The sequence below is a fragment of the Pseudonocardia sp. HH130630-07 genome (assembly GCF_001698125.1).
In the GTDB taxonomy this organism is placed as follows: Bacteria; Actinomycetota; Actinomycetes; order Mycobacteriales; family Pseudonocardiaceae; genus Pseudonocardia.
On sequence record NZ_CP013854.1, the window covers coordinates 2,866,193 to 2,891,737 of the forward strand.

Below are 25,545 nucleotides of genomic sequence, written 5' to 3' on the forward strand. Positions count from 1 at the left end.
ACGGGGCCCGTCGACCTGCGCGGTCGGCGGGCCCCGTCGCGGGTGCTGTTCGGCCCGCACGAGACGAACCTCGGCAACGCCGCCCGGGAGATCACCCCGGACCACGTCGCCTACTACGCCGCCCGGGCCGCGGGCGGCGCCGGCCTGGTCGTGGTCGAGCCCGCCTCGGTGCACCCGTCGGACCACCCGTACGCCTACGCCCCCGCGGCGTTCCCCGCCGAGATGCACGCCGCCGGGCCGGGATCTCCCGCGGCGCGCGGGTGGGGCGCGGTGGCCGCGGCGTGCCGGCCGTACGGGACGGTCGTGCTCGCCGGGCTCGCGCACGCCGGTGGGCAGGGGACCGCCGCGCACTCCGGGCACCCGCTGTGGGGGCCGTCCCCGGTACCGGACCCGGTGTCCCGGGAGGTGCCGGTCGCGCTGGGCGATGCGGAGATCGCCGAGCTGACCGCGGGCTTCGCCGGGGCCGCCCGGGCGGCTGTGGACAGCGGTGTGGACGGTGTGGAGATCTCCGCCGGGCAGCACTCGTTGCTGCGCCAGTTCTGCTCCGGCCTGACGAACCACCGCCCCGACCGCTACGGCATCGACCGCTCGCTGTTGCTGGTGGAGGTGCTGATTGCGGTCCGGGCGGCGCTGGGCCCCGGGCCGCTGCTCGGGCTGCGGCTCTGCGTCGACGAGCTGGCGCCGTGGGCCGGCATCACCCCGGACGACGGCGTCGCCCTCGCCCGGGCGGTCGCACCGCTGGTGGACCTGCTCGTCCCGGTCGTCGGCAGCGGGTTCTCGGTCGGCGCGACCCGCCCGGACCTGCACACCCCGGAGGGGTTCCTGCGGGAGCGCTGCGGACGGGTGCGGGCGGCGGTGGCGGGTGCGACGACGGTCGTCCTGGCCGGGAGCGTCGCCGACCCGCACCTCGCCGAGGCGGCGCTGACCAGCGGCGTCGCAGATATTGTCGAGATGACGAGAGCGCAGGTCGCGGATCCGCGGCTGGTCGCACTCGCCCGGGCGGGGACTCCCGGGCGGATCCGGCCCTGCCTGCTGACCCACGCGCTGGCCGCGGCCAGGGACCCGCGCAACCCGGTCGTCGGCGACGAGCTCGAGCCGCGGTCCGGGCACGAGCGGACCGACCCGGACCCGTCGGACGGGCAGGTGCCCGCCCGGCCGGCGGCCCTCGTCGTCGGGGGTGGCCCGGCCGGGCTGGAGGCCGCGTGGACGCTCGCCGTGCGCGGGGTGCGGGTCACCCTGCACGAGCGGTCCGACCGGCTCGGCGGGCTGCTGCACGCGGCGGCGGTGCTGCCGGGGCGGGCCCGGCTCGCGCTGCCGGTCACCTGGTGGGAGCGGGAGCTGGACCGGCTCGGCGTCCACGTGCTGCGCGGGTCGGAGGTCGGCGCGGCCGCCGTCGCCGCCGCCCGGGCGCGCGGGGAGGCCGTCGTCCTGGCGACCGGATCGCGTTCCGCGGAACGCGATCCCGGGTTCGGGTCCGACGTCCCGGTGCTCGCCGCGGCCGCGTTCACGACGGCCGTCGCGGCGGCCGTGTACGGGGTGGGCGCCGGGAACGCGACACGTGCGGCGGGTGCCCGGACCGTGGCGCGCGTGCCGGGGCCGGCGGGTACCGGAGGTGGCGGGTGCACGGGCGGCGCCGCGGGTGCTGGGGCGGTGCGTGCCGTGCTCGGTGCGGCCGGGATCCCGGACGGGGCCGCGATGGTCGTCCGCGACCCGCTGGGGGACTGGACCGGGCCCGGCGTGGCGGAGCTGCTGGCGGCCGCGGGACATCCGGTCGTGCTGTCCACACCCGACGCCGTCGCCGGGCACCAGCTGGGCCGCTGCGGGGACCTGGCCCCGGCGAACGACCGGCTCGACCGGGCCGGGGTGCTCCGGGCGGTGTTCACCGAGGTCCACGCGGTGTCCGGCGGGCTCGCGACGCTCCGCGACGTGCACACCGGTGCGGCGACCCGGGTGCCGTGCGCCGGGGTGGTGGACTGCGGGCCGCGCCGGGCGGAGCGTGCGATCCCGGACGGGCCCGGGCGCTGGAGCGCCGGCGACCGGGTGGCGCCGCGGACGCTCGCCGAGGCGGTGCGCGAGGGCCGCCGGGCCGGGCTGCGGATCGCGGGTGCGAGCGATCCCGGCCCGCCCGCCACCCGCGCGGGGACGCGCGGCACCGCGGCCACCGGCCCGGGAGCGGGCGTGGCCGGGTCCGGTGGATCCGGCGCCGGCGCGAGCACCGGGCACGTCGCGGCGGGTCCGCCGGCACCGGTGCGACCGGCCGTCCGGATGCCGTGGCCCGCCGTCGCGGCCGGACCGGATCGTGCCGGGCGCGGGCCGGGTGCCGGGCCGCTCGGTGCGCCGCTGCGCCTCGGCCGGCACGAGCTGCGGAACCGGATCGTGTTCACCGCCCACCTCACCGGCTTCGCCGAGAGCGGCCTCCCGACCGCCCGGCACGCCGCGTACTACGGGGCCCGCGCGGCGGGCGGTGCCGGGCTGGTGATCACCGAGGAGCACGCCGTGCACCCGCACGACCGCCCCTACGAGCGGTTGGTCCGGGGCCACGACCCGGCCATCCTCCCGGGGTACCGGCTGGTGACCGACGCGGTACGGCGGCACGGCGCGGTCGTGCTCGCCCAGCTCAACCACAACGGGGCGCAGGGCTCGGGGCTGTACTCGCGGGAGCCGGTCGTCGGGCCGTCCGCGCTGGCGGACCCGATGTTCCGCGAGGTCCCCGCCGAGCTCGACGCCGCGGGGATCGCGGAGATCGTCGCCGGGTTCGCCGACGTCGCGGCCCGGTGCGTCGCCGGTGGGTTCGACGGCGTCGAGCTGCAGTGCTCGCACGCCTCCCTGCTGCGGCTGTTCCTCTCCCCGGCGACCAACCGGCGGACCGACCGGTGGGGCGGGGACCGGGCCCGGCGGGCCCGGCTGGTGTGCGACGTCGTCGCCGCCGTCCGCGAGGCGATCGGGCCGGACCCGGTGCTGGGCCTGCGGATCGGTGCCGACGACGGCGTCCCCGGCGGGATCACCCCGGCCGACGGCGCCGATCTCGCCCGGCGCCTCGTCACGACCGGCGCCGTCGACCACCTGACGACGTCGGTCGGCGTCGCGACGTCGACGCTGCACCTGATCGAGCCGTCGATGCACACCCCCGCCGGGTACGCCGGTCATCTGTCGGCGGTCCTGCGCCGGGCGGTGCGCGCCGCCGGATCTGACGTCCCGGTGCTCGGGGTCGGCCGGTTCACCACGCCGGACGACGCCGCGGCCGCCCTGCGCCGGGGCGAGTGCGACCTCGTCGGCGTCACCCGCGGGCAGATCGCCGACCCGGAGTTCGCGAACCGGGCGCTCACCGGGCGGGCGGTGCGTCGCTGCGTGGGGTGCAACCAGGAGTGCATCGGCCGGGTCGGGCTGAACCTGCCGCTGCGGTGCGCGGTGAACCCCGGGGCCGGGCGCGAGCGGGCCCCGGGGCCGGTGTCCCCTGCCGCCCCGCGCGCGGCCGCCGCCGTCCCGGCGCGGGTGCTGGTCGTCGGGGGCGGTCCGGCGGGGCTCGCGGCGGCGGCGTCGCTGGCCCGCCGGGGCTGCGCGGTCCTGCTCGCCGAGCGTGCCGAGCGTCCCGGCGGGCGGCTCGCCGTCGCCGCGACCGCGCCCGGCCGCGGCGAGCTGGCACACGTGACCGAGGACCTGCTCCGGGAGGCCCGCGCGGCCGGCGCCCGGCTCGAGTTCGGGACGGCGGTCGACGCCCGGTTCGTCGCGGAGCACGCCCCGGACGCGGTCGTCCTCGCCGTCGGGGCGCGCCCGGTCGTCCCGGACTGGGACCCGCTGCGCTGCGGCGTCGGGGTCGACGACGTCCTCACCGGGAGGGTGCTGCCCGCCGGGCCGGTGCTCGTCGTCGACGAGCTGGGGTTCCACCAGGCGACGTCGGCCGCGGAGCTGCTCGCCGGGCGCGGGCACGAGGTGGAGATCGTCACCCCGGCGCTGGTCGTCGGCCAGGACCTCGGGCTCACCCTGGACCGCGAGGGTTTCCGGCGCCGGGCGCACGCGGCCGGGATCCGGTGCACCACCGGCCACGTGGTGCTCGGCGTGGCCCGGACCGGGACCGGCCTGCTGGTCCGGTTGCTGCACCATCCCACCGGCCGCAGCGTGCGGCGGGAGGTGTCCGCGGTCGTCGCCGCGGCACCGTCGGTGCCGCGTGCGAGACTCCGGACCGAACTCGCCGGCGGTCCCGTCCCGGTGCACCGCATCGGGGACGCGCTGGCCCCGCGCCGGATGGACGCCGCCGTCCGGGAGGGCGCGGCCGTCCCGACCCCACACGCCTTGACCTGAAGTCAGGTCCAGATCCTAGCGTCGGAGCCATGGAGATCGAACAGCCCGTGACCCCGCCCCGTGCCGGGCGCCGCGAGTGGGTCGGCCTCGGGGTACTCGCCCTGCCCCTGCTCGTGCTGGCGCTCGACGTGAGCGTCCTCTACCTCGCCGCGCCCGCGCTCAGCGCCGACCTGCGGCCGAGCGCCACCCAGCAGCTGTGGATCCTCGACATCTACGGCTTCCTGATCGCCGGGTTCCTCATCACGATGGGCACCCTCGGCGACCGGATCGGGCGGCGCCGGCTGCTCCTCGTCGGCGGCGCGGCGTTCGCCGTCGCCTCGGTGCTGGCGGCGTTCGCGCCGACCGCCGAACTGCTGATCGCCGCGCGGGCGCTGCTCGGGGTGGCCGGGGCGACGCTGATGCCGTCCACCCTCGGCCTGATCTCGACGATGTTCCCGGACCCGGCGCAGCGCCGGTTCGCCGTCGCGGTGTGGATGACCACGTTCTCGGTCGGCGCCGCGCTCGGCCCGCTGGTCGGCGGCGCCCTGGTCGACGCGTTCTGGTGGGGCGCGGTGTTCCTGCTCGGCGTCCCGGCGATGGGCCTGCTCCTGGTGCTGGGGCCCCGCCTGCTGCCCGAGGAGCGCGGCACCGGCACCGGCCGGATCGACGCGTGGAGCATCGTGGCGTCGCTCGCGGCGATGCTCCCGCTCGTGTTCGCGGTGAAGGAGCTCGCCGCCTACGGGCCGAGCGTGCCGGTGCTGGTCGCGGCCGTCGTGGGTGCGGCGGCGGGGACGGTGTTCGTCCGCCGTCAGCGCCGGCTCGCCGATCCGCTGCTCGACGTCGCCCTGTTCACCCGGCCGGCCTTCACCGCCGCGGTGTCGGTGCTCCTGGTGTCGCTGCTCGCGGTGAACGGCCTGTTCTTCGTGCTCCCGCAGTACCTGCAGCTGGTGTCCGGGATGTCCGCACTGACCGCGGGCCTGTGGATGCTGCCGCTCGCCGTCGGCACGGTCGCCGGCTCACTGCTCACCCCGGCGCTGGCCCGCCGGTTCGGGGTCCCGGCGGTGGTGGCGGTGTCGGCCGGGGTGGCCGCGGCCGGGTCGCTGCTGGTCGGGCTCTTCGGTGCGGCGTCCGGGCCGGTCGCGCTGGTCGCGCTCGTCGCCGGGACGGTGCTGGGGCTGAGCCCGATCGGCGTCGTCGCGACCGACCTGGTGATCGGGTCCGTCCCGAGCGCCCGGGCCGGTTCGGCCGCGTCGATCTCGGAGACCGCGGGCGAGCTGGGGGTCGCGCTGGGCGTCGCGGTCACCGGGAGCGTGCTCACCGCCGTCTACACCGGGCGGCTGGTGGTGCCGGCCGGGCTGCCCGCCGACACGGCCGCACTGGCCGGCGAGGGCATGGCCGGTGCGCTGAGCGCGGCCGGCGGCCTCCCGGCCGTCACCGGGGAGGCGCTGCTCGGGTCCGCGCGGGCCGCGTTCGGCGCCGGTGTCGGAGCGGTCGGGCTGCTCAGCGCGGCCCTGATGCTGGGCGTCGTCGCGCTCGCGGTGACGGCGCTGCGCCGCACCGGCTGACGACGGCAGGATGGGCCTGTGCTGCTCGCCGACCTGACCTGGCCCGACCTGACCGGGCGCTCGCCCACCGTGCTCGTCCCGATCGGGTCGACCGAGCAGCACGGACCGCACCTGCCGCTGGGCACCGACACCGTCGTGGCCTCCGCGGTCGCCGTGGCGCTGCACGACGCCGACCCGGCGCTGGTCTTCGCCCCGGCACTGCCCTACGGCGCGGCCGGTGAGCACGAGGGCTTCCCCGGCACCGTCTCGATCGGGCAGGAGGCGCTGCACACCGTCCTGGTCGAGTACGGGCGCTCGGCGTGCCGCTGGGCCGGGCGATTGGTCCTGCTCAACGGGCACGGCGGCAACGTCGACGCGCTGTCCTCGGCGGTCGCGCTGCTGCGCCGGGAGGGCCGCGACGCCGGCTGGGCGTCCTGCGTCGCCGCCGCCCCCGGCGTACCGCTGGACGCGCACGCCGGGCGGTACGAGACGTCGCTGCTGGAGCACCTGGCGCCCGGCCGGGTCCGGCGGGACCGGGCCGCCGCCGGCGAGACCCGTCCACTGGACGAGGTCATCGACGCGATGCGCGCGGGCGGGATCGCGGCCGTCAGCCCGAACGGGGTGCTGGGCGACCCGGCCGGGGCGTCCGCCGGGGAGGGCCGGGCGCTGCTCGACGCGATCGTCACCCGGGTGTCCGCCCTCCTCGCGGCCTGGGACCCGGACCCGGCGACCGGGCGGCTGCGCCGGGGTGCGCGGGCCTGACCGGCGCTCAGGAACGCACGAGCAGCGGGACGAGCTGCTCGGCGCCGGTGAACGACCCGTGCTGCCCGGGGAACCGGGACAGCCACGGCTCGGCCTCGGTCCGCAGCACCGCCGCGGTACCGCGCAGCGCCACCACGACGTCGCCGATCCGGTCCCGCACCCGGTCGTGCACCGGCCCGAACCACCCGGCGGCGACCGCCTCGTCGCGGGGCAGGATCCAGGCGTCCTCGCCGAGCACGGACCGCCAGGCGGCCAGCACGTCGGCGGCCGCGCCCGGTTCGGTGTAGACGTGCCGGGCCCGCGGGTCCCCGCCGAGCAGCGCGACCCCGGCCTGCAGCTCCGGGCTCCGGTCGGCGTCCACGGTCCGGTCGACCGTGACCATCCCGTGGTCGCCGGTGACGGCCAGCAGCGTCCCGGACGGCAGCGCCTCGGCGAGCATCGCGACCAGCGTGTCGAGCTGGCGCAGCTGCCAGCGCCACGCGGGGCTGCCGGGCCCGTACAGGTGCCCCATCTTGTCGAGGTCGGCGTGGTAGCCGTAGACCAGCCGGGGCCCGGGTCCCTGCGCGCCGGCGACGATCCCGGCCATCAGGTCGCCGAGCGCGGCCACCCCGGTGTACCCGCCGCCGCGCAGGCCGGACCGGGTCAGGCCGGAGGTCCGGAACTCCATCGGGGCGACCGAGGTCACCGCGACGCCCGCGGCGGCCGCCCGCTCCAGCACCGTCGGCTCGGGCTGCACCCGCTCCGGGACGAGCCGTTCGACCAGGTTCTCGCCACCGGCCGACCAGCCGAGCGCGTCCAGCAGCTCGCCGTCCACCCGGAACCGCAGGCCGAGGGTGCCGTGCGCGCCCGGCGGCAGCCCGGTGCCCAGCGAGGTGAGGCTGATCGGCGTGGTGGAGGGGAACCCGACGGTGAGCGGGCCGGCGTCGGCGAGCCCGGCCAGCACCGGGGCGTCCGCGGCGTGGGCGTGTAGCAGCTCGTGGCCCAGGCCGTCCACGAGCAGCAGCACCGCGGCCCGCGCTCCCGGCAGCGCGAACGCGGGCGGTCGCCGGTCCAGCGGTGCACCGGCCGCATGCAGCAGCGACGGCAGCACGTCGGCGAGCGTGGCGGCCTCGTAACGCGGCAGGACGTCGACGGACATGCGACCAGTCTCCCCGGCGCGCACCGGTTGCGGGGCCGCGCACGCGATCGGGTGCGCGTCCGGTGCCGCGGTGAGCGTCGTGCGGGCCGGGCCGGTCGTGCGAGGGTGGGGCGTGTCCGCTGGTGATCGACGTCTGCCCGACGGGTTCCGGGTGTTGCTCGACCGCCGCGCCCGGTGGGTCGACGACGGCCGGGCCCTGCTCGGCGGGGCACCGCCCCGGCTGGTGCGGCTGTCGGCGCGGGCCCGGGAAGTCCTGCCACCGCCCGGCGCCCCGCTGGTGGTCGAGGGCCCCACGCACCGGGCGCTCGCCCGCACCCTGCTCGACGCGGGCCTCGCCCATCCCGTGCCGGCCCGGGCGGGCACGGCCCCGGTGCGGGCCGGGCCGACGGCGGCCGAGGTGACCGTGGTGATCCCGGTGAAGGACCGCCCGGTGGACCGGTTGCTCGCCGCGCTGGCGCGGGACGGGCTCGCCGCGGTCGTCGTCGACGACGGGTCCGCCGATCCCGCCCCGCTGCGCCGGGCCGCGCGGGCGGCCGGGGCGACGCTGCTCCGGCACGCCACGCCCCGGGGGCCCGCCGCGGCGCGCAACGCCGGGCTGGCCGCGGCGATGACCCCGTTCGTCGCGTTCCTCGACTCCGACGTCGTCCCCGAGCCGGGCTGGCTGCCGCCGCTGCTCGCGCACCTCGCCGACCCGGCCGTCGGGCTGGTCGCCCCGCGGATCGTCGCGCTCGACCCGGGCGGCGACGGCGGGCCGCACGGGTGGCACGGGCTGCGCGGCCTCGTCGGCCGGTACGAGGCCGTGCGGTCCTCGCTGGACCTCGGGCCGGACCCGGCGCCGGTCGTCCCGCGGTCCCGGGTGGCCTACGTGCCGAGCGCCGCGCTGCTGGTGCGGGCGGCCGACGTGGGGCCGGTCGCCTTCGACCCCGGCATGCACGTCGCCGAGGACGTCGATCTCGTCCTGCGGCTGCACGCCGCGGGCCGGTCGATGCGCTTCGAGCCGGCGTCGCGGGTCGCGCACGACCACCGGACGTCGCCGGTGCAGTGGTGGCGGCGCAAGGCGTTCTACGGCACCGGCGCGGCCCCGCTGGCCCAGCGGCACCCGGGCGCCGTCCCGCCGCTGGTGGTATCGCCGTGGACGGCCGCGGTGTGCCTGCTCCTGCTGCTGCAACGCCGGGGGGCGACGGCGCTCGCCGCGGTCGTGACCGCGGTGGCGGCCGAGCGCCTGTCCCGCCGGCTGACCGGCCTCCGGCACCCGCGGCGCACCGCCGCCCGGCTCGCCGTCCTGGGGCTGTGGGGTGCGCTCGCCCAGACGGCGTCCGCGCTGACCCGGCACTTCTGGCCGCTCGCGGCGCTCGCGCTGCCGTTCTCGCGGCGGGCCCGCCGGGCGGTCGTCGTGGCGGGGATCGCGGAGGGGATCGGCGACTGGTGGCGCCACCGCGACCGGGACCCGCGGGTGCGGGTCGGGCCGGTCGGGTACCTGCTGGCGCACCGGCTCGACGACCTCGGTTACGGGGCCGGGCTGTGGTGGGGCGCGTGGCGGCGGCGGACCACGGCGCCGCTGCGACCGGCCGGCCCGGGAACCGCCCGGGAACGTAGGTGAGGCTCGCCTGACCGCTCGGCGCAGGTCCAGTCCGTCCGGGCTGGTCTGAACGAGTGATTCGTGTTGCGTCGCGGATCCGAATCTGCGGTCGCTTCCGGCCATCGCCGCCGCGGTTGCGGGCGGCCGGTCCCGGGAGCCCCGGTCGGGTCGTCGCACGGGCCGTACGCAGGCCGGATCGCCCCCGCCGCTCGTCTTGCCTCCCTACATGATCGGGAGTGTGATGTGGGCGCCGCCACACCGACGAACCCCCGGTACGAGGAGTGAAGAGTCCATGACAGAGGTCCGGGTCACCGTCGACGGCGTGAACTACGCCGACGACGTCGAACCCCGCATGTTGCTGGCGCAGTACCTGAGGGAGACCCTCGGCAAGACCGGGACGCTGATCGGCTGCGACACCAGCAACTGCGGCGCCTGCACCGTTCATCTCGACGGCCAGAGCGTGAAGTCCTGCTCGGTGCTCGCCGTCCAGGCCGACGGCTCCGAGGTCACCACCATCGAGGGGCTCGCCAGGGACGGGAACCTGCACCCCGTGCAGGAGGCGTTCCGCGAGTGCCACGGCCTGCAGTGCGGGTACTGCACGCCGGGAATGATCATGGCTGCGGTGGACCTGCTCGGGGACAACCCCGACCCGTCCGAGCAGGAGGTCCGCGAGGGCATCGAGGGCAACCTCTGCCGCTGCACCGGCTACCAGAACATCCTGCGGGCGGTCCAGAGCGCGGCGCAGCACATGAAGCCGGGTGCCGCGCAGCCGTCCGGGCAGGCCGCCGAGGCCGCCCCGGTAGCGGGAGGGAACTGAGTTGACGACGACCGCCGAACCCACCACGACCGGCGAGATCGGCAGGGCCAGGGTCCGCAAGGAGGACCAGCGCCTGATCACCGGCCGGTCCCGCTACACCGACTCGATCACGCCGTCGGGCACCGTGCACATCGCCGTCGTCCGGTCGACGATCGCGCGGGCCACCATCACCTCGATCGACAAGGCCGAGGCCGAGCGCGCTCCCGGGGTCTTCGGCGTGTTCACTGCCGCGGACCTGGGCGCCGAGGAGATCGGCATGCCCTGCGCGTGGCCGATCACCCCGGACCAGAAGGCCCCGCAGCGCCCGGTGCTCGCCGTCGGGCGGGTCAACTTCTCCGGTGAGGGCGTCGCCGTGGTCGTCGCGCGGTCCGCCGCCGCGGCCCGGGACGCCGCCGAGCTCGTCGAGATCGACTACGAGCCGCTCGAACCGGTGCTGGACATGGAGGCCGCCGCGGGCGACGGCGCCGACCTGGTCCACCCCGACCTCGGCACGAACGTGTCCGCGACCTGGGTGTTCGACTCCGGCGAGGCCGGCACCGGCGGGAACGTCTCCGACGCGATCACGAAGGCCGAGTCCGACGACGACCAGATCGTCGTCCGGCGCCGGTTCCGCCAGCAGCGCCTGATCCCGGCGTTCATGGAGCCCCGCTCCTGCGTCGTGGACCCCACCGGTGAGCAGCTGACCATCTGGGCCGCGACCCAGGTGCCGCACATCCTGCGCACCATGACCACGGTGACCCTCGGGGTCCCGGAGTCCAAGCTGCGGGTGATCGCCCCGGACGTCGGCGGCGGGTTCGGCGGCAAGATCGGCGTGCTGCCGGAGGAGATGCTCTGCGTGCTGCTCGCGCAGAAGCTGAACAAGCCGGTCAAGTGGACCGAGACCCGCAGCGAGTGCATGCTCACCGCGCACCACGCCCGGGACCAGATCCAGGACCTGACGATCTCGGCCCGCAAGGACGGGACGATCACCGGCCTGGACGTCCACCTCTTCGCCGACATGGGCGCCTACCTCGGCCTGGTCGGCCCGGGGGTGCCGATCCTCGGCGCGTTCATGTTCAACGCGATCTACAAGATCCCGGCGCTCAAGTTCACCTGCTCCAACGTCTTCACCAACAAGACGCTGACCGACGCCTACCGCGGCGCCGGGCGTCCGGAGGCGACGTTCGGCATCGAGCGGATGATGGACGAGTTGGCCGTGGAGCTCGGCCGGGACCCGATGGAGCTGCGCGAGCAGAACTGGATCCGCCACGAGGAGTTCCCGTTCGACACCGTCGTGGGCCTGACCTACGACACCGGCAACTACGAGCAGGCCACGCAGCGCGCGATGGAGCTGTTCGACTACGCCGGCCTGCGCCGTGAGCAGGAGGAGCGGCGCAGGAACGGCGACCCGGTGCAGCTGGGCATCGGCATCTCGACGTTCACCGAGATGTGCGGCCTCGCCCCGTCCCGGGTACTGGGCTCGCTCGACTACGGCGCCGGCGGCTGGGAGGCCGCGAGCATCCGGATGCTCGCCACCGGCAAGGTCGAGGTCACCACCGGTGCCTCGGCGCACGGCCAGGGCCACGAGACGGCGTTCTCCCAGATCGTCGCGGACAAGCTGGGCGTCGCGTTCGACGACGTCGAGATCCTGCACGGCGACACCCAGGTGGCGCCGAAGGGCCTCGACACCTACGGCTCGCGCTCGCTGGTCGTCGGCGGGATCGCGATCGTCAACGCGGCGGACAAGGTGATCGAGAAGGCGCGCAAGATCGCCGCGCACCTGCTGGAGGCCTCCGAGGACGACCTCGAGTTCGCGAACGGGCAGTTCACCGTCAGGGGCACCGACCAGGGCAAGGCCATCCAGGAGATCGCCTTCGCCGCGTTCATGGCGCACGACTACCCCGAGGGCATGGAACCCTCGCTGGACTCCGACGCCGTGTTCGACCCGGAGAACTTCTCCTTCCCGCACGGCACCCACCTGTGCGCCATGGAGGTCGACACCGACACCGGCCGGGTCACCCTGCGTCAGTACGTCTGCGTCGACGACATCGGCAACGTCATCAACCCGCTGATCGTCGAGGGCCAGGTGCACGGCGGCCTCGCCCAGGGCATCGCGCAGGCCCTGTTCGAGGAGGCGAACTACGACGACCAGGGCACCCTGGTCAACGCCACCTTCGTCGACTACACCCTGCCCTCGGCCGCGGACCTGCCGAGCTTCACCACCGAGACGGTGTCGACCCCGTCGACGACCAACCCGCTCGGGGTGAAGGGCGTCGGGGAGGCGGGCACGATCGCGTCCACCCCGGCGATCGTCAACGGCGTGCTCGACGCGATCCGGCACCTCGGCGTCACCGAGATCGAGATGCCGACGACGTCGCAGCGGGTCTGGCGGGCCCTGCAGGTCGCCAAGGGCCACGCCGCCCAGGAGACCCCGAGCCACACCCACTCACCGGGTGCCGGGCTCGGGTCGATCGACCCGAACAACCCCAAGGGAGAGGTCCAGTGATCCCGGCGAAGTTCGACTACGTCCGGCCCGGCTCCGTGGAGGAGGCCGTGACCGCGCTGCAGGAGGCCGGCGAGGACGCCAAGATCCTCGCCGGCGGGCAGAGCCTGCTGCCGGTGCTGCGGCTGCGGATGGCGGCCCCGTCGGTCGTCATCGACCTCGGCGGCATCCCGGAGCTGCGCCGGATCGGCGAGGACGACACCTACGTCATGGTCGGCGCGATGGCCACGCACCACGAGGTCATGCGCAACGACCTGGTGAAGCGGCACGTCGAGCTGATCGCCCAGGCCACCGAGACGGTCGCGGACCCGCAGGTCCGCCACCGCGGCACGCTCGGCGGTGCGCTCGCGCACGCCGACCCGGCCGGGGACCTGGGCGCGGCCGCGCTGGCCCTGGACGCCGAGTTCGTCCTCCTCGGTCCCGGCGGCACCCGGCTGGTCACCGCGGCCGACTTCTTCCAGGACTACTTCACGACCGCGATCGGCGAGGACGAGATCCTCACCATGGTCCGGTTCCCGAAGTACACCGGATGGAAGACGCACTACGAGAAGTTCAACCGGGTCGCCCAGGCGTGGTCGATGGTCGCCGTGGCCGTCGCGCTGAAGGTGGACGGCGGCACCATCACCGAGGCCCGGGTGGGCCTGACCAACATGGGCAACACGCCCATCCGGGCGACCGGTGTGGAGCAGGCGCTGGTGGGGCAGGCGGCCGGTGCGGACGTGGCGCGGGCCGCGGCCGAGCACGCCACGGAAGGGACCTCCGCTCCGAGTGACGCGGATGCCGCCGCCGACTACCGTGAACACCTGGCGAAGGTGCTGACCGGTCGCGCGGTGCTGACCGCAGCGGGCTGACGTACCCACGAGGCACGGGCAGGGCGCCGGCCCGCCGGAGGGCACCGAGAGGGCCCGCCGGGGCCGGCGCCCTGTGGCACGAGGAGGCTGGAGAGAGAATGCAGCTCGAGAACACGTTCACGATCGCGGCGCCGATCGAGGACGCCTGGAAGGCCCTCAACGACCCGGAGCTCATCGCGCCGTGCTTCCCGGGGGCCACGCTCACCGAGTACGAGGGCGACTCGTTCCAGGGCACGGTCAAGGTCAAGCTCGGCCCGATCTCGTTGACCTACAAGGGCAAGGGGACCTACGTCGAGCGGGACGACACCAACCGGAAGGTCGTCATCGACGCCTCCGGGCGGGACGCCCGCGGCAACGGCACGGCCAAGGCCATCGTGACCGGGACGATGGTCGCCGACGGCCCGGACCGCACGTCGGTCACGATGGTCACCGACATGACCGTCACCGGCCGTCCGGCCCAGTTCGGCCGCGGGGTGATCTCCGACGTCGCCGACAAGATCATCGGCCAGTTCGCCGGGTGCGTCGCGGAGAAGCTGACCGGTGCGGGTGCCGCGGCGTCCAACGGGGCCGGCCCGAAGCACGCCGCCGACGAGACCACCCCGCTGCCCGCCGTCCCTCCGGCGCCGGGCGAGCGCACCGCGACCGCCGCCCCGCGGCCGCTCGCGCAGACCCGGCCGCAGAGCAACCCGGTCGAGGCCATCGACCTGCTCGACTCGGCGGGCGCCCCGGTCCTCAAGCGACTGGCCCCGGTGCTGGGCGGCGCCGGTCTGCTGCTGCTGATCGTCCTGCTCGTCCGGCGGCTGCGCAGCGGCGGCGAGCGCTGATCCGGTCTCCCGCGCGCACCGGCCGTCCGGCGAGCAGGATGGACGAGGTGCGCGCGGGAACGGGTAACGGACTGACCGACGTGGCCGGCCTGCGGGTCGGCCACGCCACGCTGAGCGGGCCGGGCGCCCGGACCGGGACGACGGTCGTGCTCGCCCCGCCCGGTGGTGCGGTGGCCGGCGCGGACGTCCGCGGCGCGGCGCCCGGGACCCGGGAGACCGACCTGCTGGCGCCGACGGCGACGGTCCAGCGGGTGCACGCGATCACGCTGTCCGGCGGGAGCGCCTACGGGCTGGACGCGGCGTCCGGGGTGATGGCCCGGCTCGAACGCGACGGCGAGGGCTTCGCCGTGCCGGGCGCGGTGGTGCCGATCGTCCCGGCCGCGGTGGTGTTCGACATCGGGCGCGGCGGTGACCCGTCCGTGCGCCCGACCGCGGAGACCGAGGCCGCGGCCTACGACGCCGCGCACGGCGGTCCGGTAGAGCAGGGCTCGGTCGGCGCCGGGACCGGTGCGGTGTCCGGTGGGCTGCGCGGCGGGATCGGGACCGCCTCGGCGGTGCTCGCCGACGGGACGACGGTCGCCGCGCTGGTCGTGCTGAACTCGGCGGGGACCGCGGTCGACCCGGTGACCGGCGAGGTGCCGGGTGCCCGGCACGGCCTGCCGGGCGAGTTCGGCGGTCCCGGCGCGACCACGGCCCCGGCCGAGCGGGTCGCCGAGCTGTACGCGGGGCATCTGAACCCGCTCGGGACGGCGACGACGCTGGTCGTCCTGGCCACCGACGCGACGCAGGACAAGGCCGGCTGCACCCGGCTGGCGACCATGGCGCACGACGGCCTGGCCCGCTCGATCTCCCCGGTGCACACGATCCGCGACGGCGACTGCGCGTTCGCGATGGCCACCGGGACCGGTCCGGCCCCCGGCCCGGCCGAGGTGTTCGCGATGCAGGCTGCGGCGGCGGAGGTGACCGCGCGGGCGGTCGCGCACGCACTGCTGGCCGCGACGGCGGCGCCGGACCGGCCGTCGTTCGGATCGCTGGTCGCGGGCGGCTGACTCCGGGCTCAGTCGTCGTCCCGGTCGTCGCCACCGTCGTCGTCGGTGTCCGTGTCGTGGTCGAGGACCTGCCCGGTGGCGGCGTCGACGTCGATGTCGTGCTCGGTGACGCCGTCGGTGACCTCGACCTCCCAGTGGTCCCGGCCATCACTGTCGTCGTCCCGGTCGTCCCGGTCGTCCCGGTCGTCGTGGCGGTCGAACTCGACCTCGGTGACCCGGCCGGCGCCGGCGGCGTCCAGGGCGATCCGCTCGGCCGCGGCCCGGTCGACCGCGGGTGCGGCCGGAGCCGGAGCCGGGACGGGGGACGGGGTGAGCGGCAGTTCCGGGGGCGACAGGTCCCCGGTCGGGGCCGCGGCGGCGACCGGCACGGGGTCCCGGGTGGTGGTGCCGCCGTGGCCGAACGCGAGCGCGGTGCCCCCGCCGACGAGGAGCAGACCGGTCGCGGCGACGGCGGTCAGGGTGATCGGGGTACGCACGATGATCTTCCTCCGAGTTGTTCTCGCTGGTCCGAGGCGGTGTGACCCGGTGACCGAGACGTACTGTGCCGCTCGGTGGGCCAAGGCCGCGCTGCGAGAGTCCTAAGGCGGCGTTAGGGGACGGAGCGGCCGAACTACAGTCGTCGGGGTGTCGACCATCAGCCCGGACGAGGGAGTGGCGCGCCGGCTGAAGGCCCTCGCCTGCACCGCGCCGCTGCACGACCTCGACGCCCGCAAGGGCCGGCTCGAGTGGGACGCCACCGGCTACCAGATGGCCGAGATCGGTCTGCAGGCGATCGACCAGGTCACCCTGGCGATGGACTTCGACCACGGCGCCGACCACACCGAGTTGGTCCGGCGGCTGGTGCGGTTCGTCGGTGCGCAGGTCCCGGACGCGCCGCGGTCCGAGCACGCCCGGGTCGCCCAGTGGGTGATCGACAACCTGATCAACGTCGGCAGCATCGACCGCGGTTTCGCCGTGGAGTACGGCGCGTACGACGCCGAGGGCCGCTACGTCCGCCGCCGGTTCGACTTCAAGCTGCTGGTCGAGGTCGCCGCCCCGGACGGGAGCATCTACCTGCGCGCGTCCGACGAGGCGATCAACGTGCTGGTCGGGGCGCTGGACACCGACGTCGAGTCGGCGCAGGAGGCGGCCGAGACGAAGCTGGAGACGCTCATCGTCCGCGGCCGGCTCGGCGACGCCCGGCTCGCCGCGGAGCAGGCCCGCTACCGCACGGTGCAGTACGCCGAGTCGCTGCGCCGCAAGCTGGAGGCGACCCGGCGCGACGTCCGGTCGGTGGACTGGCTCGACGCCGTCCCGCAGCTGCTGAACGAGGCGCTGACCCACATCGAGGCCCGCTACCGGGCCGAGACGGTGATCAAGGCGAACATCGCCGACGCCCGGGACGAGGCGGCCGAGCCGGGGCGCCGCCGGCAGGCCGCCGAGCTGGTCGAGGTGGTCGACGACTGCATCCAGCGGCACACCCAGTTGCAGGCCAGGCTGCAGGAGGCGGGCGCCGCGTTCCGCGCCGAGCAGGACCGCCAGCAGTTCTCGGGGAAGCCGAAGCGGGCGTCGGTCGACGTCTTCGGGCAGCTGCTGCGGCCCTCGCTCGCCCTCACCGTCGGTGCCGCGCACGATCCGGTGACGGCCTGGTTCGCGGCCGGGGCGGGGGTCGCGAACCCGCCGGTGCCGAGCTTGGGCGGGCTGGTGGAGACGCTGCTGACGCCCCCGGCGGACCGTGACCCGTTCGGGGCGGACGTGCCGGAGCCGGAGCTGGCTCCGCAACCCCGGGAGCGGTTCGGTGCGAACACCTGGGCCGCCGCGGACGCCGTGCTGCCACAGGGCGCCCAGGAACCGGTGCGCCTGTCGGCGGCGCTGGCCGCGGCCCGGGAGTCCGGCACGGACCTGCCGCAGCTGGTCGCCCTGCGGGCGATGCACGCCGTCGGGACCGCGATCGGGACGGCCCGGACGCAGGGCGACCCGTCGGTGCTGATCGCGATCGACGACGGCACGGTGCTGGACGATCCGGAGTTCGGCGGCGCGGACCTGCTGCTGGCGATGGCGGGCGTCGAGGGGGAACGGCGATGAGCGACCGATGCGGCACCGGCGGGCGGGCGGTGGGTGACCCGTGAGCGACACCGAGACCGCGGCCCGGCTGGTCGCGTTCGGCATGCGGCCCAAGGCGCTCCCCGGCCGGGACCCCGACTACGCCGACCTGGTGCGCCGTTACCGCGAGGACGACGACTTCCGCGACACCGTGCAGCGGGTCGCGTCCGGTCTGGGGCTGGTGGTGCTCGCCGTGGATCCGGCGCCGGGCATCGTGCTGGCCGCGACCGAGGGATCGGTGTTCGAGATCCGGATGGACTCCTACGCCCGGCGCACCGCACTGGCGAACCGGCAGGCCGACAAGGTGCTGCACGGCATCGCGCACCTCGCCGTCGCCGCGCTGGCCTTCCCGCGCCCCGACGACCTGGGCGACGACTCCTACGTCGGCCGGGTCTCGGTCGAACTGGTCGACGGGGCCGTCCGCGAGGCCTGCCGGGTGCTCGGGGAGCGCGCCGAGGGCCCGGTCGATCCCGAGTCCGACGCCCCGCAGCTGGAGCAGGTGTGGCGGGTGTGGCTGCGCCGCCCCGAGGCGACCGCGACGAAGGACGGCCGGGCCGGCGAGTCCACCACCCGCGGGATCGTCGGGAAGGCACTGCGGTTCCTCGCGGACCAGGGCTTCCTGGTCCCCGTCGGCGCCGAGGGCGCCTACCGCACGACCCCGCGCTACCAGGTCCAGGTCCGGGAGCTGGCCGCCCAGCGGACGTTCGACGAGCTCCTGTCGCTCAACGTGCTGCCCGCCGGCGCGGCGGCCGGCTCCCTGGTCTCGGAGTCGGGCATGGGTTCGGCGGAATTCGCCGAGCAGGTGAGCGAATCGACCGAGACCGAGACCGAGACCGAGACCGAGACCGAGACCGAGACCGAGGACCCCGGCTCGGACACCGGCACCGGCCCGGCCGCGGTCGAGCGTGATCCCGGACCCGCAGGGCGAGAGGGCCCGGCGGAACTCGCTGACCCGGTGAGCGAATCCGCGGAGCAGGGTGCATCCGTCAGCGCCGGACCGGAGGACCGCGATGTATGAGCTGACCCGGGTCCGACTGTTCTCGGTCGGGCCGACCGCCGCGCGCTACCAGGACGTCGCGCTCGATCTGCGCGGGATCGGCCGTCCGGTGAAGGTGGCGGTGCAGGAGGACCTGTTCGCCCCGGACGCCGTGGACCGGACGACCCCGCGGCGCCCGTCGCCGGCGTCGGTGCTGTTCCTGGAGAACGGCGGCGGCAAGTCCGTCCTGCTGAAGCTGATCTTCTCGGTGCTGCTGCCGGGCCGGCGCCAGGTCGTGGGGACGACCAGCACGACGGTGCTGGAGAACTTCGTGCTCGCCGAGGACGTCGCGCACGTGGTCTGCGAGTGGATGCACGTGCGGACCGGCGCGCTGCTCGTCACCGGGAAGGTGTCGGAGTGGCGCGGGCACGTCGCCTCGTCGGACCCGGAGAAGCTGGCCGACGCCTGGTACTCGTTCCGGCCGCAGCCCGGGTTCGGGCTGGACGACCTCCCGTTCACCCACGAGCGGAAGCGGATCACGCTGTCGTCGTTCCGGGACCGGCTGCAGGCCGCGCACCGGGACCGTCCGGAGACCGAGCTCGCCTGGGAGACCGGGCACCGGGACTGGACCCGCCACCTCGTGGACGTCGGGCTCGACCCGGAGCTGTTCCGCTACCAGCGCGCGATGAACGCCGGCGAGGGCGAGGCGGCCGAGGCGTTCTCGTTCGCCAGTGACGAGGCGTTCGTCGACTTCCTGCTGCGGGCCGTGCTCGACCCCGAGGAACCGCAGAACGTCGCCGAGCTGGTCGCCGGGTACGCCGACCGGCTGGCGCAGCGCGAGGAGCTGGAGTCCGAGCGCGAGTTCGTGGACGGCACGCTGTCCCGGCTGGAGCCGATGGTCGAGGCCGAGGACGCGGCGGCGACCGCACGGTCCGCGGAGACCGGGGCCCGCACGGCGTTGCGTGCGACGGCCGAGGGGATCGCGGCCCGCCGGGTCGCCGAGACCGCGCGGTCGGCGACGACCCGGACCGCGGCGGGCGACGCCGTGTCCACCGAGCAGTCCGCGGCCCGGGCCGCGGAACGGCTGCAGGACACCGTCGGCGGCCTGCGCCGGCTGACCGCCGAGCTCGCGGTGCGGGCGGCCGAGGACGCGGCGGGCGCGGCCACCCAGGACCGGGACGCCGCGGCCGCGGAGTCCGCCGCCCGGGACGCGGTGGAGCCGGTGCTCGCCCACCGGGTCGCCGCGGCGGAGGCCGCCCGGTTGCGCGGCCGCGTCGACGAGGAGGAGCAGCGGGCCCGCCCGGCGCTGCAGGCCCGGCAGGACGCCGCCGTCGCGCTCGGTTCGGCCCTGCTGCGCACCGCGGGGGAGGCCGACGAGGCCGCCGCGACCGCGGAGGGGACCAGGGCCGGGGCCGAGGAGCGGGCGGGAGCGGCCCGCGCCGAGCAGGTCGAGCGCGCCACCGGCGCGGCCCGGGCGGAGAGCGCGGCCGCCCAGGCCGACGAGGCCCTCGCGGACCTGGACCGGCGGGTCGCCGCCGCGGTCGCCGCCGGCCACCTGAAGGAGGGCTCCGGCCCGGACGACGTCGAGCACGAGGCCCCTGCCGCCCGGCGGGACGCGGAGTCCACCGCGACCGCGTTGGCCGACGCCGACGCCGCGGCCGCCGCGATCCGCGACGAGCGCCGCGCCGCCGAGGCCCGCCGGACCGCGGCCCAGGACGCGGCGGCCACCGCCCGCGCGTCCGCGGCCGCCGCGGAGACGGCCCGGGCCGCGGTCGCGGCCGAGACCGACGGGCTCGCCGGAGAACCGCGTCCCGCGGAGCTGCTCGGCGTCGACACGGTCCGGCCGGACGCCGACGCCGCGCTGGTCGTCGACACCCTCACCGCCGCCGTCCGCGCCGGTGAACGGGAGCGGACGGCGTTGCTCTCCGACCAGCGCCGCGACGAGCGCGCGCTCGCCGCACTCGGTGACGGAGGGCTGCTGCCGGACCCGCCGGAGATCGAGTCGGTGCTGGAGGTCCTGGAGAAGGCCGGGATCACCGCCTGGTCCGGGCGCCGCTACCTGGCGACGCTCCCGGCCGCGGACCGCGCCGCCGTCCTGGAACGGCAGCCGCACCTGGCCGGCGGGATCCTGCTGAACGACACGGCCGACGCGCCCCGGGCCCGTGCCGAGCTGGACGATGCCCGGCTGCTGCCGTCGTCGCTGGTCGCGGTCGGGAGCACCGCAGCCGTCGACGCCGCGGCCGGGCCCGCTCCGGGGATCGAGCTGGTCGTCCCGCCGAACCCCGCGCTGCACGACGAACGGGCCGCCGAGCAGGTCCGGGTCCGCCTGGTCGCCGAGACCGCGGACCGGGCCGCCCGGCTGTCCGCGCTGGAGGCGACGCTCGACGACGACCGGCGGTTGCGGGACCGGTTCACCGCGCTGCGGGACCGGCGGCCGTCGCCCGCGGACCTGACCGGGGCGGCGCAGGAGGCGGACCGGGAGCGGGACGCCGCCGTCCGCGCGCACGAGGCGACCGTCGCCGAGGTCGCCGCGCTGGACGAGCGCGCCGACACCCTGATGACGGACCGTCCCACGCTGGAGCGGACCGCCGCCGACACCCGGCGCCGCGCCGACGCGCTCGCCGCACTGCGCGAGGAGCTGGCCCGCCGGCCCGCACTGGCCGAACGTCGCCGCACCGGCTCCGCGGACGCGGAGCGGTTGCGTGCCGAGGCCGGCGCGGCCGGGGACACGGCCACCGCCGCCGGGCGGGAGGCGGCCGCGGCCCAGCAGACCAGGGACCGGCAGCAGGGCATCGCCGCGAACGCCCGGGAGGAGCTGGCCGGCCTGCCGCTGGAGGAGGAGCCCGCCGCCGGCGGGGACCCGGGCTCCGGGGCCTCCCTGGCCGAGCTGCGTGACGCCTTCCAACGCGCCCGCGACGCGTACGCCTCGGCCGCCGTCGACACCGACCTGCGCGGCGCGCTGGAGCGGGCCGAGGCCGACGCGGGGCAGAAGCGGATCGCCGTCGACGGGTTGCCGCGGTCGGTCGTCGAGCGGGCCACGGAGTTCCTGCACACCCCCGACGGTGCCGACGCGACCAGCCGTCGCGCGGCCGCCGAGCAGGCCAGGAGCGCCTACGAGCAGGCCGACGAGCGCAGGCAGAAGGCGAACACCGAGCTGGAGGTGCTCCGCAGGGAGCTGGCGTCGCTGCCGTCCGGCGAGCTGCCGATCGACCCCTACGACCCGCCCCGCGACGCCGCGCACGGCCGCGAGCTCGTGGCACGGGCGTCGGCGGACCTGGACGCCGCGGGCACCGAGCTGGAGCGGACCCGCCGCGCCCGGCAGACCGCCGAGGAGGCCCACCGCGACGCCGAGGACGCGGCCCGCGGGTTCGCCCGGATCGTCGAGGGGCTGGAGGAGACCCCCGAGCCCGGTGGCCTGCCGTTCACCGGTGACGTCGACGAGGCCGTCGCGACCCTGAAGCAGCACCAGGCCCGGGTCCGCGAGGCCGTCGCCGAGCGGGGCCGGGCCGACCGGAAGGTGCGCGAGGGCGTCGACTCGGTCGCCCGGTTCGCCCAGGACCCACGGTTCGCGACCCTGTCCTCCCCGGTGCACCGGCACATCGGCGGCGTCGACCGCGCGGAGATGCCGGCACTGGCCCGGGAGTGGATCGAGGCGCTGCGGCCGCGCCTGCGCTCGCTCGACGACGACCTCGGCAACATCGAACGGCACCGGTCCGGGATCGTCACCCGGCTGTCCGGGATGGTCGGCGAGGCGCTGCGCACGGTCCGGCTCGCGCAGAAGCTCTCCCAGCTGCCGGACGGCCTCGGCGACTGGTCCGGCCAGCAGTTCCTCCGGATCCGGTTCGAGGAGCTGTCCGACGTCGCGCTGCGTCACGAGCTGGGGATCGTGGTCGACCGGACCGCGGAGGCCGCCGCGTCCGGCCGGTCCCGGGACCGGCGTGACGGCATCTCGATGCTGCTGCGCGGGGTGCGGTCGGCGATGCCGAAGGGCGTCCGGGTGGAGATGCTCAAGCCGGACGCGGTGCTGCGGACCGAGCGGCTGCGCGTCTCCGCGATCAAGGACGTGTTCTCCGGCGGCCAGCAGCTGACCGCGGCGATCGTCCTGTACTGCACGATGGCGGCGCTGCGCGCGCACCAGCGCGGGCACGGCAGCCAGGGGCACGCCGGGGTGCTGTTCCTGGACAACCCGATCGGCCGGGCGTCCGCGGGCTACCTGCTCGAGCTGCAGTTCGGGGTCGCGCAGGCGCTGGGGGTGCAGCTGGTCTACACGACCGGGCTGTTCGACGCCGGTGCCCTCTCCGGGTTCCCGCTGCTGGTCCGGCTGCGCAACGACGCCGACCTGCGCGCCGGGCGCAAGTACCTCTCGGTCGACGAGCGGGTCCCGCGCTCGGTCCCGGACGCCGACGAGGGCGGCGGCCGGATGAGCGCCGCCCGGGTCTACCGCCGGCCCGGCCCGCCCGGTGACGCCGACGGGTCCGCCGCTGCCGCGGAGGACACCGCCGGCGTCGCGGGCTGACCCACGCCCGGACCGGGCCGCCGGGTCAGTCGTCGTCGCGGTCGTCGGTGTCACCGGGGCCGTCGTCGTCCCGGTCGTCGCCGTCGTCGGCCCCCTCGGTGTCGTCGGCGCCGTCGGTGTCGTGGTCGAGCACGGTGCCGTCGGCCGCGTCGACGTCGACGTCGTGCTGCGTCACGCCGTTGGTGACCTCGACCTCCCAGTGGTCCCGGTCGTCGGAGTCGTCGGCGTCGTCGCGGTCGTCGCGGTCGTCGTCGGCCCGGTCGAACTCGACCCCGGTGACCTGGCCGCCACCGGCCCGCTCCAGCGCGGTCCGCTCGGCCGTCGCGCGGTCCACGGCCGGCTGCGGCGCCCCGGCGGGCGGTGTCCCGTCCGCGGCCGCGGTCAGGGCGACCGGGACGGCGGCCCCGGCCGGGACGGTGGCGAGCGCGGCCCCGCCGCCGGCGAGGAGCAGTCCGGCGGCGACGGCCGCGACGGTGGTCCTGGTACGCATCTGGTTCGTCCTCCGTGTAGGTGTCCTGTTGCTGACACCTGCAGACGATGCCGCCGACCGCGCCAACGGCACGCTGCGTGAGTCCTAACGCGACGTCAAGACCGCTCGGCGGCGGGTGCGGCGAGCTCCACATCGGCCTGCAGCCCCCCGCCGGGGGCGGTGCCGAGGACCAGCCGCCCGCCGGTGGCGTCCGCGGTCCGGCGGGCGATGTCCAGGCCGAGGCCGGTCGACCCGCCGCCGCTGACCCCGCGACTCGCCGGGTCGCCGTCCGGCGGGAGCCCGGGGCCGTGGTCGGACACCGTCAGCCGGGCACCCCCGCGGGGCAGCGGGCCGAGCGCGACCGCGAACGCGGTCCCGTCCGGGGTGTGGGCGAAGACGTTGCCGAGCAGCGCGTCCACGCAGGCCGCCAGGTCGCCGGGGGCACAGCCGACCGGCAGCGGTCCGTCGGCGAGATCCAGCGTCACGGCGCGGTCGGTGTCCTCGGCGAGCACCTGCCAGAACTCCACCCGCTCCCGGACGACGGCGGCCGCGTCGGCGGAGCGGCCCTCCCCGCCCCGCCGCCGGGCCTGCTCGATCGCGCCGGTGACGGCCCGCTGCACGCCGTCCACCCCGGCGGAGATCCGGGCGGACTCGTCAGCGTCGCGCAGTGCCTCGGCGTCCAGGCGCAGCGCGGTCAGCGGGGTGCGGACCCGGTGCGCGAGATCGGCGACGTTCTCCCGCTCCTCCCGGAGTAGCTCGGAGATCCGCCCGGCCAGCCCGTTCAGCGCCCCGGCGACGACGCCCAGCTCGGCCGGGGCACGCGCGTCGGCACGGGCGGAGAGATCGCCGCGGGCGAGCCGCTCGGACACCTCGGACAGGTCGGTCGTGGCGTCGACGAGGGTGCGCGCCAGCCGGTCGGCGACCAGCAGCCCACCGGCGAGCAGCACCAGCGACAGCCCGGCGAGCAGCAGCCAGGAACGCGCGACGCCGCGGGTCAGCTCCGCGTCCGGCACGAACACCCGGATGGCGGCGTTGCCGGACGGGGTGCCCTGCACGGCGAAGACCAGCTCGCGGCCGCCGGGCGCCTCGGTGGCGGCGCTCTGCCCGAGCAGGCCCAGCCGCACCAGCGGGCTGCGCGGCGCGGGTGCGCCGAGGATCGTGCCGTCCGGCAGGAACACCGACACATCCGCGGCGTCCGCGGCGTCGGCGCCCTGCACCACCGGGGTGGCGGCGGCGACGTCCCCGGCGGCGACCGTCGGGGTCAGCGAGCGGGCCTGCGAGGTCGCCGCGGACACCGCCGAGTCCTCCGCGAACGTCCGGACCAGGGTGGCGAGCGGGACCGCGAACGCGACGAGCACCAGCAGCACCGTCGCGCCGACGAGCAGGAGTATCCGGCGGCGCATCAGGCGTCGCCCGGGGCGGACAGCCGGACGCCGACGCCGCGGACCGAGTGCAGGTAGCGGGGGTCCTGCGCGGTCTCGCCGAGCTTGCGGCGCAGCCAGGACAGGTGCACGTCGACGGTCTTGTCGGCGCCGCCGTAGGGCTGCTGCCAGACCTCGGTGACCAGCTCCCGCTTGCTGACGACCGTCTCGGCGCGCGCCGCGAGATGGTGCAGCAGGTCGAACTCCCGCGGCGTGAGCTCCAGCTCGGTGCCGTCGAGCACGGCGCGGCGCGAGCGCGGGTCCACCGACAGGCCGCCGACGGTCACCGTCGGGTCCGGCGCACCGTCGCCCAGCCGGCGCAGGACGGCGCGGATCCGGGCGTCGAGCTGCGCCGCGGCGAACGGCTTGACGAGGTAGTCGTCGGCGCCGGCGTCGAGCACCGAGACGATCCCGGCCTCGTCGTCGCGGGCGGTGGCGACGATGACCGGGACCGAGCTCGCGCCGCGCAGCATGCGCAGCATCGTCGTGCCGTCCATGTCGGGCAGCCCGAGGTCCAGCACGACCAGGTCCGGTCGCTTCCCGACGGCGGACTCCAGCCCGGCCATCGCGGTCGGTGCGGAGTCCACGGCGTGCCCGCGCTCGCTCAGCCCGCGGATCAGCGCCCCGCGGATGCCGGGGTCGTCCTCGACGATCAGGATCTGCGCCACGGGAGCCGAACCTACTGGCCGACGCGGTGCCGTACCGGTATCCGGGGCGTCGCTTGGGGGTCCGTTAGGGATGCGTTAACCCGGGGCCA

The 25,545-nt window shown here is 76.4% G+C and carries 16 protein-coding genes and 1 pseudogene; 12 read left to right on the forward strand and 5 right to left on the reverse strand.

Annotated features, from left to right (window positions below):
- Window positions 1–42: 42 nt before the first annotated feature.
- From AFB00_RS34845 to mftE, 3 genes are read left to right on the forward strand one after another with little or no spacing between them, the layout of a single operon-like run.
- The gene (locus AFB00_RS34845) at window positions 43–4,299 is read left to right on the forward strand and encodes an oxidoreductase (protein WP_231974377.1); all 4,257 of its coding nucleotides are present in this window, start codon (window positions 43–45) and stop codon (window positions 4,297–4,299) included.
- A 29-nt stretch (window positions 4,300–4,328) separates the two neighbouring features.
- A complete protein-coding gene (locus AFB00_RS13915) occupies window positions 4,329–5,843 on the forward strand; it encodes an MFS transporter (RefSeq protein ID WP_068797585.1) in 1,515 nt (504 codons plus the stop codon).
- Window positions 5,844–5,861: 18 nt separating this feature from the next.
- Entirely contained in the window at window positions 5,862–6,584 is a 723-nt protein-coding gene (gene mftE, locus AFB00_RS13920; RefSeq protein WP_068797586.1) for a mycofactocin biosynthesis peptidyl-dipeptidase MftE, read from the forward strand.
- Window positions 6,585–6,591: 7 nt separating this feature from the next.
- Here mftE and AFB00_RS13925 read toward each other — a convergent pair whose 3' ends face one another.
- Complete coding sequence (locus AFB00_RS13925) at window positions 6,592–7,722, reverse strand: alkaline phosphatase family protein (RefSeq protein WP_068797587.1); 1,131 nt, start codon at window positions 7,720–7,722, stop codon at window positions 6,592–6,594.
- A 151-nt stretch (window positions 7,723–7,873) separates the two neighbouring features.
- Here AFB00_RS13925 and mftF point away from each other — a divergent pair, with 151 nt between their 5' ends.
- The 6 genes from mftF to AFB00_RS13955 all read left to right on the forward strand — a co-directional run bounded on the left by mftF (window position 7,874) and on the right by AFB00_RS13955 (window position 15,324).
- Window positions 7,874–9,322, forward strand: coding sequence for a mycofactocin biosynthesis glycosyltransferase MftF (gene mftF / locus AFB00_RS13930; protein WP_231974380.1), 1,449 nt, complete (start codon window positions 7,874–7,876; stop codon window positions 9,320–9,322).
- A gap of 271 nt (window positions 9,323–9,593) precedes the next feature.
- Window positions 9,594–10,118 (forward strand): (2Fe-2S)-binding protein, encoded by a 525-nt coding sequence (locus AFB00_RS13935; protein WP_068797588.1) that lies wholly within the window; start codon window positions 9,594–9,596, stop codon window positions 10,116–10,118.
- A 1-nt stretch (window position 10,119) separates the two neighbouring features.
- Window positions 10,120–12,603 (forward strand): xanthine dehydrogenase family protein molybdopterin-binding subunit, encoded by a 2,484-nt coding sequence (locus AFB00_RS13940; RefSeq protein WP_068797589.1) that lies wholly within the window; start codon window positions 10,120–10,122, stop codon window positions 12,601–12,603.
- The gene (locus tag AFB00_RS13945) at window positions 12,600–13,451 is read left to right on the forward strand and encodes an FAD binding domain-containing protein (RefSeq protein ID WP_068797590.1); all 852 of its coding nucleotides are present in this window, start codon (window positions 12,600–12,602) and stop codon (window positions 13,449–13,451) included. The genes AFB00_RS13940 and AFB00_RS13945 overlap by 4 nt, the downstream gene beginning before the upstream one ends.
- 98 nt (window positions 13,452–13,549) lie before the next feature.
- Window positions 13,550–14,275, forward strand: a complete 726-nt coding sequence (locus AFB00_RS13950; protein WP_068797591.1) for an SRPBCC family protein — start codon at window positions 13,550–13,552, stop codon at window positions 14,273–14,275.
- Window positions 14,276–14,313: 38 nt separating this feature from the next.
- Window positions 14,314–15,324: a P1 family peptidase gene (locus AFB00_RS13955; RefSeq protein ID WP_068797592.1), complete on the forward strand. Its 1,011-nt coding sequence runs from the start codon at window positions 14,314–14,316 to the stop codon at window positions 15,322–15,324.
- An 8-nt stretch (window positions 15,325–15,332) separates the two neighbouring features.
- Here AFB00_RS13955 and AFB00_RS13960 read toward each other — a convergent pair whose 3' ends face one another.
- Window positions 15,333–15,800 carry a PepSY domain-containing protein gene (locus AFB00_RS13960; protein ID WP_068797593.1) on the reverse strand — a complete coding sequence of 156 codons (468 nt, stop codon included), beginning with the start codon at window positions 15,798–15,800 and terminating at the stop codon, window positions 15,333–15,335.
- Window positions 15,801–15,948: 148 nt separating this feature from the next.
- Between AFB00_RS13960 and AFB00_RS13965 the strand changes: the two genes are divergently transcribed.
- The 3 genes and pseudogenes from AFB00_RS13965 to AFB00_RS13975 all read left to right on the forward strand — a co-directional run bounded on the left by AFB00_RS13965 (window position 15,949) and on the right by AFB00_RS13975 (window position 22,898).
- Window positions 15,949–17,388: a hypothetical protein gene (locus AFB00_RS13965; protein ID WP_068797594.1), complete on the forward strand. Its 1,440-nt coding sequence runs from the start codon at window positions 15,949–15,951 to the stop codon at window positions 17,386–17,388.
- 82 nt (window positions 17,389–17,470) lie between these two features.
- Window positions 17,471–18,166 (forward strand): annotated as a pseudogene (locus AFB00_RS13970) (hypothetical protein); the annotation flags it as partial.
- A gap of 250 nt (window positions 18,167–18,416) precedes the next feature.
- A complete protein-coding gene (locus AFB00_RS13975; protein ID WP_068797596.1) occupies window positions 18,417–22,898 on the forward strand; it encodes a hypothetical protein in 4,482 nt (1,493 codons plus the stop codon).
- Window positions 22,899–22,923: 25 nt separating this feature from the next.
- Here the strand turns inward: AFB00_RS13975 and AFB00_RS13980 are convergent, their stop codons facing one another.
- From AFB00_RS13980 to AFB00_RS13990, 3 genes are all read right to left on the reverse strand, one after another.
- The gene (locus AFB00_RS13980; RefSeq protein WP_068797597.1) at window positions 22,924–23,388 is read right to left on the reverse strand and encodes a PepSY domain-containing protein; all 465 of its coding nucleotides are present in this window, start codon (window positions 23,386–23,388) and stop codon (window positions 22,924–22,926) included.
- A 95-nt stretch (window positions 23,389–23,483) separates the two neighbouring features.
- Window positions 23,484–24,770, reverse strand: coding sequence for a sensor histidine kinase (locus AFB00_RS13985; RefSeq protein ID WP_068797598.1), 1,287 nt, complete (start codon window positions 24,768–24,770; stop codon window positions 23,484–23,486).
- Entirely contained in the window at window positions 24,770–25,456 is a 687-nt protein-coding gene (locus tag AFB00_RS13990; RefSeq protein WP_068797599.1) for a response regulator transcription factor, read from the reverse strand. Before AFB00_RS13990 ends, AFB00_RS13985 begins: the two co-directional genes overlap by 1 nt.
- Window positions 25,457–25,545: the final 89 nt, after the last annotated feature.

Bases quoted from the DNA above. Each gene is read 5' to 3' on its own strand.
- AFB00_RS13925 (WP_068797587.1), bottom strand. From the start codon at position 7,722: ATGTCCGTCGACGTCCTGCCGCGTTACGAGGCCGCCACGCTCGCCGAC.
- AFB00_RS13980 (WP_068797597.1), bottom strand. From the start codon at position 23,388: ATGCGTACCAGGACCACCGTCGCGGCCGTCGCCGCCGGACTGCTCCTC.
- AFB00_RS13915 (WP_068797585.1), top strand. From the start codon at position 4,329: ATGGAGATCGAACAGCCCGTGACCCCGCCCCGTGCCGGGCGCCGCGAG.
- AFB00_RS13955 (WP_068797592.1), top strand. From the start codon at position 14,314: ATGGACGAGGTGCGCGCGGGAACGGGTAACGGACTGACCGACGTGGCC.
- AFB00_RS13985 (WP_068797598.1), bottom strand. From the start codon at position 24,770: ATGCGCCGCCGGATACTCCTGCTCGTCGGCGCGACGGTGCTGCTGGTG.
- AFB00_RS13935 (WP_068797588.1), top strand. From the start codon at position 9,594: ATGACAGAGGTCCGGGTCACCGTCGACGGCGTGAACTACGCCGACGAC.
- AFB00_RS13950 (WP_068797591.1), top strand. From the start codon at position 13,550: ATGCAGCTCGAGAACACGTTCACGATCGCGGCGCCGATCGAGGACGCC.
- AFB00_RS13975 (WP_068797596.1), top strand. From the start codon at position 18,417: ATGTATGAGCTGACCCGGGTCCGACTGTTCTCGGTCGGGCCGACCGCC.